Origin of the sequence: Micromonospora sp. WMMD734 (assembly GCF_049178975.1) — a bacterium.
GTDB lineage: Bacteria > Actinomycetota > Actinomycetes > Mycobacteriales > Micromonosporaceae > Micromonospora > Micromonospora wenchangensis.
The window spans coordinates 1,537,875-1,550,616 of record NZ_JBMHMK010000001.1; the positions used below are offsets into that span (position 1 = coordinate 1,537,875).

Sequence of the window (12,742 nt, forward strand, 5' to 3'; positions counted from 1 at the left end):
AGCGGCATGGATCTCACCATCGACACCTGCGTCCTGCCGCACGACGACCCGGACGCCTCGCTGGCCTTCTACCGCGACATCCTCGGCTTCGAGGTCCGCAACGACGTCGGCGGGGGGAAGATGCGCTGGATCACCGTCGGGCCACCCGGCCAGCCCGGCACGTCGATCCTGCTGGCCCCGCCGGCGGTCGACCCCGGAATCACCGACGAGGAACGTCGGACCATTGCCGAGATGATGGCCAAGGGCACCTACGGCTGGCTCATGCTGGCCACCCCCGACCTCGACGCCACCTTCGACAAGGTGCAGGCCGGCGCCGCCGAGGTCGTCCAGGAGCCGATCGACCAGCCGTACGGGGTGCGCGACTGCGCCTTCCGCGACCCGGCCGGCAACCTGATCCGGGTCAAGGAGCTGCGCTGACCCCCGCCCGGCCGGTGGGGTGGCCGGTCAGCAGTAGGTCCAGTCGCCCCACTGGTCGGTCGGCACGTTGCAGGTGCTGCCGCGGGCCCAGGTCCCGTTCGAGTAGTAGAAGTTGACGGTCACGAACCCGCGCCACCACCACCCGTAGAGCTGACCGTAGCCGGACGAGTCGAGCGGGATCGAAGGGGAGTAGACCCAGTCGCCCGACTGGTTGTATCCCTCCAGGTAGACGAATCCGTAGGCCGGGCCGCTGTAGTTGAAGGCGATCTGCTGGCCGTTCGAGCCGGCCACCGCCGCCGGGGCGGCGGCCGTGACGGCGACCACCGTGACGGCCGTACCGACAGCGATCCTGCCGATTCTCGTCGGTATCCGCATGTTCACCTCTTCTGACCGGGGCGTCGACGTGGCTGGTGGCGACTGGAGGGACACGGGTCGGTCTCCTGCTGCCGGAGGGAGCGGCGGTCGCCGTCAGAAGCAGGAGGTCCAGTCCGAACCGCTCTGCTCGGTCGGTACCCAGCAGGTACGGCTGTCCCGGCTGGTCCCGTCGGCGTAGTAGAAGTGCACCGTGACCCACCCCTTCCACCACCAGTCGCTCAACGCCCCGTAGCCGGTGGCACCGAGGTAGATCGACGGGGAGGTCACGTACTGCCCGTTGTTGTTGGTGCCCTCAAGGGTGGCGCGGCCCCAGGCGGGACCCCAGTCGAAGTAGACCTGTTGCCCGTTCGAGCCGGCCCGGGCCGGCGTCGCGGCGGACAGGCCACCGGCCACACCGACCGCCATCGCGACGGTCGTGGCGAGGAGCCGGCCCGTCCGCGCCCGGCCCGCGGCGGTCCGTGCTGTCGTCATGGCATCAACCTCATTCCACCGTGTCCATCCGTGTACGTACGGTAGACCTTGGCGGGTCGGATGCCCAGACGTCCCGGCCCTTCCCGTGCTCACCAGGGGTGGACGGTGCCGTCCTCCAGCCGGTTGACCGGCAGGTACGCCGGGGCGTACGGGTAGCGGGCCGCCGCCTGTTCGTCGATGTCCACGCCGAGGCCGGGGGTCTCCGCCGGGTGCAGGTAGCCGTCGGCGTAGTGGTAGCCGTGCGGGAAGACCTCGTCGGTGGCGTCGGTGTGCCGCATGTACTCCTGGAGGCCGAAGTTGGGGATGGCCAGGTCGAGGTGGAGGGCGGCGGCCATGCAGACCGGGGAGAGGTCGGTGGCCCCGTGCGAGCCGCTGCGCACGTGGTGCAGCGCCGCCAGGTCGAAGATGCGCCGCAGGTGGGTGATGCCGCCGGCGTGCACCACCGTGGTGCGGATGTAGTCGATGAGCTGCTCCCGGATGAGCTGGGCGGCGTCCCAGACGGTGTTGAACACCTCGCCGACGGCGACCGGGGTGGTGGTGTGTTGGCGGATCAGCCGGAACCCCTCCGGCAGTTCGGCGGGGACCGGGTCCTCCATCCAGGTCAGCGCGTACGGTTCCAGGCTCTTGCCGAGCCGGGCGGCCTCGATCGGGCTGAGCCGGTGGTGCACGTCGTGCAGCAGCCGCAGGGTGGGGCCGAACTCGTCGCGTACCCGGGCGAAGACCGTCGGGACGTGCGCCAGGTAGCGCGCGGTCGACCAGGTGGCCTCGCTGGGCAGGGCCGCGTCGGCCGGCTCGTAGAACATCTTGTCGGCGCTGACCCCGTAGGTCTTCGGCAGGCCGGGCACGCCGCACTGCACCCGGACCGCCCGGTAGCCGAGGTCGACGTAGCGGGCGACCTCGGCCAGCACGTCCTCGACGGTCTCGCCGTTGGCGTGCCCGTAGACGGTGACCCCGTCGCGGGACCGGCCGCCGAGCAGCTGGTAGACCGGCAGGCCGGCGACCTTGCCCTTGATGTCCCACAGCGCGGTGTCCACGGCGGCGATCGCGCTCATCGTCACCGGTCCGCGCCGCCAGTAGGCGCCCTGGTAGAGGTACTGCCAGGTGTCCTCGATCCGGGCCGGGTCGCGCCCGATCAGCAGGGGCGCGACGTGGTCGCGCAGGTAGGACGCGACGGCCAGTTCCCGGCCGTTGAGGGTGGCGTCCCCGACGCCGGTGACGCCCTCGTCGGTGACGATCTTCAGGGTGACGAAGTTGCGGCCCGGACAGGTGACGATGACCCGGGCGTCGACGATCCTCATGCGGCCTCCTCCGGATGGCGACGAAGGCCGTCTGGTCCGTCTCGGGCGGACGAGGGCCGTGGTCCGTCGCGCGGGCACGGCAGGTGGGCGCGACGACGCCGGGGGACCGGTCGTCGCCGGTCCGGCCCGGCTCCGGGCCCGCGCGGTCGCCCCGAAGTCTGGAACCGCCCGCGCAGGCGTGTCAAGGGTCGGCCCGACCGAACGGATGTGACCGCTCACCTGTTCCGCGTATGTCGGCTGCTCGATGGCTGGTCGGAGCGGTGATCGTGGATGCCGTGCCGGGGCCGCTCAGGATGGTTACGGCAGTGTTACATGGATGCGCCTTGACGGATTCCATGTGAGCGCTAACACTTGCCCCCAACGATTGAACGGAGAACGGCATGGATGCAGGCGCGAAGCCGCAGGACCGGTACGTCGTCGGCGTCGACTACGGCACGCTGTCGGGTCGGGCGCTGGTGGTGCGGGTCGGCGACGGCGCCGAGCTGGGCACGGCGGTGCACGAGTACCGCCACGCGGTGATGGAGACGACGCTCGCCGTCGACGGCCAGCCCCTGCCGGCCGACTGGGCGTTGCAGGACCCGGACGACTACCGCGACGTGCTGCGTGAGGCGGTGCCCGCCGCGCTCGCCGCGAGCGGCGTCGACCCGGCCCAGGTGGTCGCCATCGGCATCGACTTCACCGCCTGCACCGTGCTGCCCACCCTGGCCGACGGCACGCCGCTGTGCGAGCTGCCCGACCTGCGTACCCGCCCGCACGCCTGGGTGAAGCTGTGGAAGCACCACGCCGCCCAGCCGCAGGCCGACCGGATCAACGAGCTGGCCCACTCCCGGGGCGAGTCCTGGATCGGCCGTTACGGCGGCAAGATCTCCGCCGAGTGGCAGTACGCCAAGGGGCTGCAACTGCTGGAGGAGGACCCGGAGGTCTACGCCCGCGCCGAGCGCTGGATCGAGGCCGCCGACTGGATCGTCTGGCAGCTGTGCGGCGTCGAGACCCGCAACGTCTGCACCGCCGGCTACAAGGGGCTGCTCCAGGACGGCCACTACCCGTCCCCGGCGTACCTGTCCGCGTTGAACCCCGGCTTCGCCGACTTCGTCGCCAAGATCGACGGACCGTTGGCGCAGCTCGGCGCGCGGGCCGGTGGGCTCACCGCGCAGGCCGCCGCCTGGACCGGGCTGCCGGAGGGGATCGCGGTCGCCGTCGGCAACGTCGACGCCCACGTCACCGCCGCCGCCGCGCAGGCGCTGACCCCCGGCCGGCTGGTCGCCATCATGGGCACCTCCACCTGCCACGTGGTCAACGGTACCGAGCGGGCCGAGGTGGCCGGCATGTGCGGCGTGGTCGACGGCGGGATCAGCGCCGGTTCCTGGGGCTACGAGGCCGGCCAGAGCGGCGTCGGCGACATCTTCGGCTGGTACGTCAAGCACGCCGCCCCCGCCGGCTTCGCCTCCCACGAGGAGCTGACCGCCGCCGCCGCGGCCCAGCCCGTCGGCGCACACGGCCTGGTCGCCCTGGACTGGTGGAACGGCAACCGCTCGCTGCTGGTCAACCACGACCTCAGCGGGGTGCTCGTCGGGCTCACCCTGGCCACCCGCCCGCCGGACGTCTACCGCGCGCTGCTGGAGTCCACCGCATACGGCACCCGCATGATCATCGAGGCGTTCGCCGAGGCGGGCGTCCCGGTCGACGAGCTGATCGTGGCCGGCGGGCTCACCAACAACAGCCTGCTGATGCAGATCTACGCCGACGTGACCCGGCGTCCGCTGGGCATCATCGGCTCGGCGCAGGGCCCGGCCCTCGGGTCGGCGATCCACGCGGCGGTCGCGGCCGGAGCGTACCCCGACGTGCCGACCGCCTCGGCGGCGATGGGCCGGGTCGACCGCGAGGTCTACCGGCCCGACCCGGAGCGCGCCGACGCCTACGACGCGCTCTACGCCGAGTACCGCCGGTTGCACGACCACTTCGGCCGGGGTGGCGACGACGTGCTGCTGCGGCTGCGGGCGATCCGCAACGCCGCCCGCCGTCCGTCCGTCGCGCCCACCACCGAACCGACCACCGACCCCCTGGAGGTGCCGGCATGACCCTCGACCTCGACGCCGAGGTGGCCCGGCTGCGCGAGCAGGTGGCCACCCTGCACGGCGAGCTGGTGCGCTACAACCTGGTGGCCTGGACGGCCGGCAACGTCTCGGCCCGGGTGCCCGGCCGGGAGCTGATGGTGATCAAGCCGAGCGGGGTGTCCTACGACGACCTGCGGCCCGACAACATGATCGTCTGCGACCTCGACGGCGTCGTGGTCGACGGCGACCTCTCGCCGTCCAGCGACACCGCCGCCCACGCCTACGTCTACCGGGCGATGCCCGAGGTCGGCGGCGTGGTGCACACCCACAGCGGGTACGCCACCGCCTGGGCCGCCTGCGGCGAGGCGATCCCGTGCAACCTCACCGCCCAGGCCGACGAGTTCGGCGGCGAGATCCCGGTCGGTCCGTTCGCGCTCATCGGCGGGGACGACATCGGCAAGGGCATCGTGGCGACCCTGTCCGGGCACCGCTCACCGGCGGTGCTGATGCGCAACCACGGCGTGTTCACCATCGGCCGGGACGCCCGCGCCGCGGTGAAGGCCGCCGTGATGTGCGAGGACGTGGCCCGCACCGCCCACCTGGCCCGGACGCTCGGCACCCCGGTGCCGATGGCCCAGGCCGACATCGATTCCCTCTACGACCGCTACCAGAACGTCTACGGGCAGTCGGGGCCGTAACGCCCGACCGTCCGTCCTCGCCACCGGCCCGCCCCGGCGGACCGGTCGATCCACCGCAACCCGATGCTCCACCCCTGGAAGGTCCGGTCCGTCCGGCGTGCCGTGCCGGCCGGTTCTTCCGCGCACGCACCATCCCCCACCTCATCCCCGTACAAGGAGTCTTCACATGGCGAAGACCGGTATTACCCTCACCCGGCGCGGCCTCGGCGCGATTCTCGCCGCCGGCCTGCTGGCCGGCGGCCTCGCCGCCTGCGGCAACAGCGACACCGGCGGTGACAGCGACTCTAGCGGCGGCGGCAGCGGCAAGCTGGTCATCGGCTTCTCGCAGGTCGGCGCGGAGAGCGGCTGGCGCACGGCGAACACCAACTCGATCAAGGAGTCGGCCACCGAGGCCGGCTACGAGCTGAAGTTCGACGACGCGCAGGGCAAGCAGGAGAACCAGATCAAGGCGATCCGCAACTTCATCCAGCAGAAGGTCGACGTGATCGCCTTCTCGCCGGTGGTGGAGTCGGGTTGGGACACCGTGCTCAAGGAGGCCAAGGACGCCAAGATCCCGGTGATCCTGACCGACCGGGCCGTGGACTCGGCCGACAAGAGCCTCTACAAGACCTTCATCGGCTCGGACTTCGTCAAGGAGGGCCGGCTCGCCGGCGAGTGGCTGGTCAAGGAGAAGGCGTCCGCGGCCGGCCCGGTGAACATCGTCGAGCTGCAGGGCACCACCGGTTCGGCCCCGGCCAACGACCGCAAGAAGGGCTTCGCCGAGGCGATCGCCGCCAACCCGAACCTGAAGGTCGTCGCGTCGCAGAGCGGTGACTTCACCCGGGCCGGCGGCAAGCAGGTCATGGAGCAGTTCCTCAAGGCCAACCCGAAGATCGACGTGCTCTTCGCGCACAACGACGACATGGGCCTGGGCGCGCTGGAGGCGATCACCGCGGCGGGCAAGACGCCCGGCAAGGACATCACCATCATCACCATCGACGCGGTCAAGGACGGCATGCAGGCGCTGGCCGACGGCAAGTTCAACTTCATCGCGGAGTGCAGCCCGCTGCTCGGCCCGCAGCTGATGGACCTGGCCAAGAAGGTCAAGGCCGGCGAGGAGGTCCCCGCCCGGGTCGAGACCGAGGAGACCACCTTCACCCAGGAGCAGGCCAAGGCGGCCCTGCCCAACCGGAAGTACTGATCCGACCGGAGGCCGCCGCGTTCGGCGCGGCGGCCTCCGCTTCCGACGAAAGGTTCGGTGGGATGTCGGAGAGGCATCCGGTCCTGACGATGACCGCGATCAGCAAGATATTCCCCGGGGTCCGCGCCCTCGACGGCGTCGACCTGCGGCTCTTCCCCGGTGAGGTGCACGCCCTGATGGGCGAGAACGGCGCCGGGAAGTCAACCCTCATCAAAGTGCTGACCGGCGTCTACGGCACCGATTCCGGCACCATCACCCTCGACGGCGCGGAGGTTTCCTTCTCCGGCCCGATGCAGGCCACCGCCGCCGGGGTGAGCACCGTCTACCAGGAGGTCAACCTCCTGCCCAACCTGTCGGTGGCGGAGAACATCTACATCGGCCGGGAGCCGCGCCGCCTCGGCGCGGTCAACTGGCGCGAGATGCGCCGCCGGGCCAGGGACCTGCTCGCCCGCATCGACCTGCACATCGACGTCACCGAACTGCTCGGCAACTACTCGCTGGCCGTGCAGCAGATGGTCGCTATCGCCCGCGCGGTCGACATCCGGGCCCGGGTGCTGATCCTCGACGAGCCGACCTCCAGCCTGGACGCCGACGAGGTGGCCCAGCTGATGCGGATCATGCGGCAGTTGCGTGACGACGGCATCGCGATCATCTTCGTCACCCACTTCCTCGACCAGGTCTACGCCATCGCCGACCGGATCACCGTGCTGCGCAACGGCCGGCTCGTCGGCGAGTACCTGACCAGCGAACTGCCGCAGATCGCGCTGGTGGAGAAGATGATCGGCAAGGAACTGGACGCCCTGGAACGCCTCGACGAGGCGACCAGCGGCGAGGACCGGGCGGCCCTGGAGTCGGGCACCCCGCTGGTGGCGGCCGACGGGCTCGGCCGATCCGGTTCCGTCGCCCCGTTCAGCCTCACCATCCACCAGGGCGAGGTGGTCGGCCTGGCCGGGCTGCTCGGCTCGGGGCGTACCGAGGTGGCCCGGCTGTTCTTCGGCGCGGACCGCGCCGACGCCGGCCGTCTCGCCGTGGACGGCACCCCGGTGACGATCCGTAACCCGGTGGCCGCCATCGACCGGGACATCGCGTTCTGCTCCGAGAACCGCCGCACCGAGGGTCTGGTCGGCGAGCTGTCGGTGCGGGAGAACATCATCCTGGCGATGCAGGCGGCCCGGGGCTGGCTGCGGCCGGTACCCCGCCGCCGGCAGGACGAACTGGTCCAGCACTGGATCACGGCGTTGAGCATCCGGCCGGCCGATCCGGAGATGCCGGTGCGCAACCTGTCCGGCGGCAACCAGCAGAAGGTGCTGCTGGCCCGCTGGCTGATCACCGAACCCCGGCTGCTGATCCTCGACGAACCGACCCGGGGCATCGACATCGGCGCCAAGACCGAGATCCAGCGCCTGGTGGCGCAGCTGTCCGACGGCGGGATGGCGGTGTTGTTCATCTCCGCCGAGCTGGAGGAGGTGCTGCGGCTCAGCCACAAGGTCGCCGTCATGCGGGACCGGCAGCTGGTCACCGAACTCACCAACGACGACACCCTCGATGCCGCCCGCGTCATGCAGGTCATCGCCAGCGGCAGCTCCCAGGAAGGGTCGGTGCCGGCATGAGCACCGTACGGGCCCGCGCTGCGGGCGTCACCGGCCACCGGCTGTTCTGGCCGCTCGTGGTGCTGGTGCTGCTGCTGGTGGCGAACGCGATCTACCGGCCGAGTTTCCTGTCGGTCGAGCTGAAGAACGGCCACCTCTACGGCAGCCTGATCGACATCGTCCGGCTCAGCGCGCCGCTGATCCTGGTCGCCCTGGGCATGTCCCTGGTGATCGCCACCGGCGGCATCGACCTGTCGGTGGGCGCGGTGGCGGCGGTCGCCGGCGCGGTCGCCTGCCTCTACATCAGCGAGCAGCCCGACCAGAACAGCCTGGGCGTGGTGCTCACCGCGGTGGCCCTCGGCTTCGGGGTGGCCCTGCTGCTCGGGGCCTGGAACGGCATCCTGGTCGCCGGCATCGGCATCCAACCGATCATCGCCACGCTGATCCTGATGGTGGCTGGCCGGGGCCTGGCCCAGCTGATCGCCGAGGGGCAGATCATCACCATCAACAGCGGGCCGTACAAGGTGATCGGGGTCGGTCACCTGCTGACCCTGCCGTTCGCCATCGTCATCGCCCTCGCGGTGACGGTGCTGGTGGCGGTGCTGACCCGGCGTACCGCGCTCGGCATGATCATCGAGTCGGTCGGCGGGAACGCCGAGGCCAGCCGGCTGGCCGGCATCCGCTCCCGCCGGATCACCTTCCTGGTGTACGTGGTGAGCGCCGCCTGCGCCGCCATCGCCGGGTTCATGATGACGGCCAACGTCTCCAGCGCCGACGGTAACGCGGTGGGCCTCTGGGTCGAGCTGGACGCCATCCTGGCCGTGGTCATCGGCGGCACCGCGCTGGCCGGCGGCCGGTTCTACCTCGGTGGCACCGTGGTCGGCGCGCTGCTCATCCAGACCCTGACCACCTCGGTCTACGCCATGAACATCGACCCGCAGACGTCCCTGCTGTTCAAGGCGGTCGTGGTGATCGTGGTCTGTCTCATCCAGGCCCCGGCCTTCCGGGCGCGGTTCCGCCGTCGGCGCAGCGTCCCGGTCACGCCGGTGGAGCCGGTCGGCACAGAGAAGGAGCAGGTTCCGGCATGACCACGACCCCGTTGGCCGCTTCTCCGGGCCGTGCCTGGTGGCGGGTGCCACCCCGGCACGTGCCGGTGCTCGCCACCGCAGCCCTGCTGCTGGTGATGTATTCCATCGGTGTTTCGCAGTACCAGGCGTTCTCCAACATCCAGGTCGTCTTCAACGTCTTCATCGACAACGGCTTCCTGCTGGTCGTCGCGGTCGGGATGACCTTCGTGATCCTCACCGGCGGCATCGACCTGTCGGTCGGGTCGGTGGTGGCGATGACCGCGATGGTGTCGGCCTCGTTGCTGGGCAACGGCCTGCACCCCGCCCTGGTGCTGGTGATCGCGCTGCTGATCGGCCCGGTCCTCGGGTTCGCGATGGGCTGCGTGATCCATTTCTTCGACATCCAACCCTTCATCGTCACGCTCGCCGGGATGTTCTTCGCCCGGGGCGTGTGCACCTGGATCAGCACCACCTCGATCCCGATCACCGACGGCTTCTGGACCAGCGCCGCCCAGCACCGCATCCACCTCGGCGAGAACTTCGTCTCGGTCGGCGCGTTGATCGCCGTTGCGGTGGTGGCCGTGGCGGCGGCCGTGCTGGCGTACACCCGGCTGGGCCGCAACGTGTACGCCGTCGGCGGCAACCAGCAGTCCGCGCTGCTGATGGGCCTGCCGGTGGGCCGTACGAAGATCGCGGTCTACACGATCAGCGGGCTCTGCTCGGCGATCGGCGGCATCCTGCTCTCCTTCTACACCCTCTCCGGCGCGCCGCTGATCGCGGTGGGCATGGAGCTGGACGTGATCGCGGCGGTCGTCATCGGCGGCACCCTGCTCACCGGCGGGTCCGGCTACATCTTCGGCACCCTGCTCGGGGTGCTGGTGCTCAGCATCATCCAGACGTTGATCACCTTCGACGGCACCCTCAACTCGTGGTGGACCAAGATCGTCATTGGTGGCCTGCTGTTCGTGTTCATCCTGCTCCAACGCCTCGTCGGCATCCGCACCAAGTAACCCTCGCCAGCCCCACCGGAAGGCAACGCCCATGACCAACCCATCCCCGGTCGCCGAGGTCTGGTTCCTCACCGGCAGCCAGGGCCTGTACGGCCCGGAGACCCTGCGCCAGGTGGCCGAGCAGTCCCGGCGGATCGCCGAACGACTCGACGCCGACCCGGCCGTCCCGGCCCGGGTGGTCTGGAAGCCGGTGCTGACCTCCAGCACCGAGATCCTCGCCGTCTGCCGCGACGCCGCCGTGCAGGGCGCGGTCGGGGTGATCGCCTGGATGCACACGTTCTCCCCGGCCAAGATGTGGATCTCCGGGCTGGACGCGCTGCGCACCCCGCTGCTGCACCTGCACACCCAGGCCAACGTGGAACTGCCCTGGTCCGAGATCGACATGGACTTCATGAACCTCAACCAGGCTGCCCACGGCGACCGGGAGTTCGGGTACGTCCAGACCCGGCTCGGCGTCGCCCGCAAGACCGTCGCCGGGCACGTCAGCGACCCCAAGGTGGCCGCCCGGATCGGCGCGTGGACCCGGGCCGCGATCGGGCACGCCGAGATGCGGTCGCTGCGGCTGGCCCGCTTCGGCGACAACATGCGCGACGTGGCGGTCACCGAGGGCGACAAGGTCGAGGCCGAGCTGCGCTTCGGTGTCTCGGTGAACACCTACGGGGTCAACGACCTGGTCGACGCCGTCGACGCGGTCGCCGACGCCCGCATCGACGACCTGGTCAAGGAGTACGACGACAGCTACCGGCTGGTCGACACGCTGCGCCCCGGCGGGGACCGGCACGACTCGCTGCGCTACGCCGCCCGGATCGAGGCGGGGCTGCGCGACTTCCTCGATGCCGGCGGGTTCCGCGCCTTCACCACCAACTTCGAGGACCTCGGCGGGCTGCGGCAGCTGCCCGGCCTCGCGGTGCAGCGGCTGATGGCCGACGGGTACGGCTTCGGCGGCGAGGGCGACTGGAAGACCTCGGTGCTGGTGCGCACGCTCAAGTCGATGGCCGTCGGCACCACCGGTGGCACCTCGTTCATGGAGGACTACACCTACGACCTGACCCCGGGCCGGGAACTGGTGCTCGGGGCGCACATGCTGGAGGTCTGCCCGACCATCGCGGCGGCCACCCCGAACGTCGAGATCCACCCGCTGGGCATCGGCGGCCGGGAGGACCCCGTCCGGATGGTCTTCGACGCCCAACCCGGCCCGGCGGTGGTGCTCGGCCTGGCCGACATGGGGGAGCGGTTCCGGCTGGTCGCCAACGAGATCGACGTGGTCGCCCCGCCGTACCCGCTGCCGAAGCTGCCGGTGGCGCGGGCGGTGTGGCGGCCCCGGCCGGACCTGGCCGCGTCGGCGGAGGCCTGGCTCACCGCCGGCGCCCCGCACCACACGGTGCTGTCCCAGGCCGTCGGGGTCGAGGAACTGCACGACCTCGCCGAGATGGTCAGCACCGAGTTGGTCGTCATCGACGCCGACACCACCCCCCGCCGGTTCGCCGACGAGCTGCGCTGGAACCAGGCCTACTACCGCCTGGCCCGGGGTTTCTGAGCCGCCATGGGCCAGCAACGGCCCGAACGCGCCGCGGTGATGAGCGACGTCGCGCAACTCGCCGGGGTGTCGCACCAGACCGTGTCCCGGGTGCTCAACAACCACCCGAGCGTTCGGCCGGAGACCCGGGAGCGGGTGCTGCGTGCCGTGCACCAGCTCAACTACCGGCCCAACGCCCTGGCCCGGGGGTTGGCCGGCAGGCGCTCCCGGGTCATCGGTGTGGTCAGCTTCGACACCATCCTGTTCGGCCCGGCGGCCACCCTGCTGGGCATCGAACGGGCGGCCCGCGCCGCCGGGTACGGCATCAGCATCGTCACCCTGGAACGGCTGGACCGGAGCGGGATGCGCTCGGCCATCGACGCGCTGACCGAGCAGTCGGTGGCCGGCGTCGTCGTCATCACCCCGATGATGACGGCGTCGGTCGCCGTGCACGGCCTGCCCACCGGGGTACCCGCCGTGGTGGTCGAGGCCAGCGGGGAGCGCGGTGAACTGCCGAGCATCTCCGTCGACCAGGTGGCCGGGGCCCGGCTGGCGGTGCGGCACCTGCTCGACCTCGGCCACGAGACGGTCTGGCACATCGCCGGCCCCCGGGACTGGCTGGAGGCCCGGGACCGGGTCGACGGGTGGCGGCAGACCCTGGAGCAGGCGGGCCGCCGCGTGCCCCCGGTCATCGTCGGCGACTGGAGCCCCCGGGCCGGCTACGAGCTGGGGCAGTCCCTGGTCGAGCGCCCCGACGTGACGGCGGTGTTCTGCGCCAACGACCACCAGGCACTCGGCCTGCTGCGTGCCCTGCACCAGCGGGGCGCGCGGATTCCCGAGGACGTCAGCGTCGTCGGCTTCGACGACATCCCCGAGGCCGAGTACCTCTCCCCGCCGCTGACCACCGTGCGGCAGGACTTCGACGAGGTCGGCCGCCGGTGCGTCGCGGCGCTGCTGGAACTCTTCGACGGCACCGGCGTGGGCACCCCCCGCCCCCAGGTCGAGCCGGAGCTCGTGGTCCGCGCGAGCAGCGGCAACCGCCGGCCCTGACCCGCCCGCCCGCCTGG

Annotated in this window: 12 protein-coding genes; 9 read left to right on the plus strand and 3 right to left on the minus strand. The window is 71.1% G+C overall.

Annotated elements, in window-relative coordinates:
• The first annotated feature begins 6 nt into the window (after positions 1 to 6).
• Positions 7 to 417: a VOC family protein gene (locus tag ACN267_RS06260; RefSeq protein ID WP_204960416.1), complete on the plus strand. Its 411-nt coding sequence runs from the start codon at positions 7 to 9 to the stop codon at positions 415 to 417.
• A 27-nt stretch (positions 418 to 444) separates the two neighbouring features.
• Here the strand turns inward: ACN267_RS06260 and ACN267_RS06265 are convergent, their stop codons facing one another.
• The 3 genes from ACN267_RS06265 to manD all read right to left on the minus strand — a co-directional run bounded on the left by ACN267_RS06265 (position 445) and on the right by manD (position 2,561).
• The gene (locus ACN267_RS06265) at positions 445 to 741 is read right to left on the minus strand and encodes a hypothetical protein (protein ID WP_204960417.1); all 297 of its coding nucleotides are present in this window, start codon (positions 739 to 741) and stop codon (positions 445 to 447) included.
• A 144-nt stretch (positions 742 to 885) separates the two neighbouring features.
• Positions 886 to 1,263: a hypothetical protein gene (locus ACN267_RS06270; protein WP_204960418.1), complete on the minus strand. Its 378-nt coding sequence runs from the start codon at positions 1,261 to 1,263 to the stop codon at positions 886 to 888.
• Between the two features lie 89 nt (positions 1,264 to 1,352).
• Positions 1,353 to 2,561: a D-mannonate dehydratase ManD gene (manD, locus tag ACN267_RS06275; protein WP_421488168.1), complete on the minus strand. Its 1,209-nt coding sequence runs from the start codon at positions 2,559 to 2,561 to the stop codon at positions 1,353 to 1,355.
• 380 nt (positions 2,562 to 2,941) lie between these two features.
• On the opposite strand from manD, the gene araB reads away from it, so the two are divergent.
• The 8 genes from araB to ACN267_RS06315 all read left to right on the plus strand — a co-directional run bounded on the left by araB (position 2,942) and on the right by ACN267_RS06315 (position 12,725).
• Positions 2,942 to 4,639 (plus strand): ribulokinase, encoded by a 1,698-nt coding sequence (araB, locus tag ACN267_RS06280; protein ID WP_421488169.1) that lies wholly within the window; start codon positions 2,942 to 2,944, stop codon positions 4,637 to 4,639.
• Positions 4,636 to 5,313, plus strand: a complete 678-nt coding sequence (locus ACN267_RS06285) for an L-ribulose-5-phosphate 4-epimerase (protein WP_088644181.1) — start codon at positions 4,636 to 4,638, stop codon at positions 5,311 to 5,313. The genes araB and ACN267_RS06285 overlap by 4 nt, the downstream gene beginning before the upstream one ends.
• A 166-nt stretch (positions 5,314 to 5,479) precedes the next feature.
• Entirely contained in the window at positions 5,480 to 6,493 is a 1,014-nt protein-coding gene (locus ACN267_RS06290) for an ABC transporter substrate-binding protein (RefSeq protein WP_204960421.1), read from the plus strand.
• Between the two features lie 62 nt (positions 6,494 to 6,555).
• Complete coding sequence (locus ACN267_RS06295; RefSeq protein ID WP_204960422.1) at positions 6,556 to 8,103, plus strand: sugar ABC transporter ATP-binding protein; 1,548 nt, start codon at positions 6,556 to 6,558, stop codon at positions 8,101 to 8,103.
• Entirely contained in the window at positions 8,100 to 9,170 is a 1,071-nt protein-coding gene (locus ACN267_RS06300) for an ABC transporter permease (protein WP_145919611.1), read from the plus strand. Before ACN267_RS06295 ends, ACN267_RS06300 begins: the two co-directional genes overlap by 4 nt.
• A complete protein-coding gene (gene yjfF, locus ACN267_RS06305) occupies positions 9,167 to 10,159 on the plus strand; it encodes a galactofuranose ABC transporter, permease protein YjfF (RefSeq protein ID WP_204960423.1) in 993 nt (330 codons plus the stop codon). The genes ACN267_RS06300 and yjfF overlap by 4 nt, the downstream gene beginning before the upstream one ends.
• A 31-nt stretch (positions 10,160 to 10,190) precedes the next feature.
• Positions 10,191 to 11,696: an L-arabinose isomerase gene (gene araA / locus ACN267_RS06310; RefSeq protein ID WP_204960424.1), complete on the plus strand. Its 1,506-nt coding sequence runs from the start codon at positions 10,191 to 10,193 to the stop codon at positions 11,694 to 11,696.
• 6 nt (positions 11,697 to 11,702) lie between these two features.
• Positions 11,703 to 12,725, plus strand: coding sequence for a LacI family DNA-binding transcriptional regulator (locus ACN267_RS06315; protein ID WP_239485948.1), 1,023 nt, complete (start codon positions 11,703 to 11,705; stop codon positions 12,723 to 12,725).
• Positions 12,726 to 12,742: the final 17 nt, after the last annotated feature.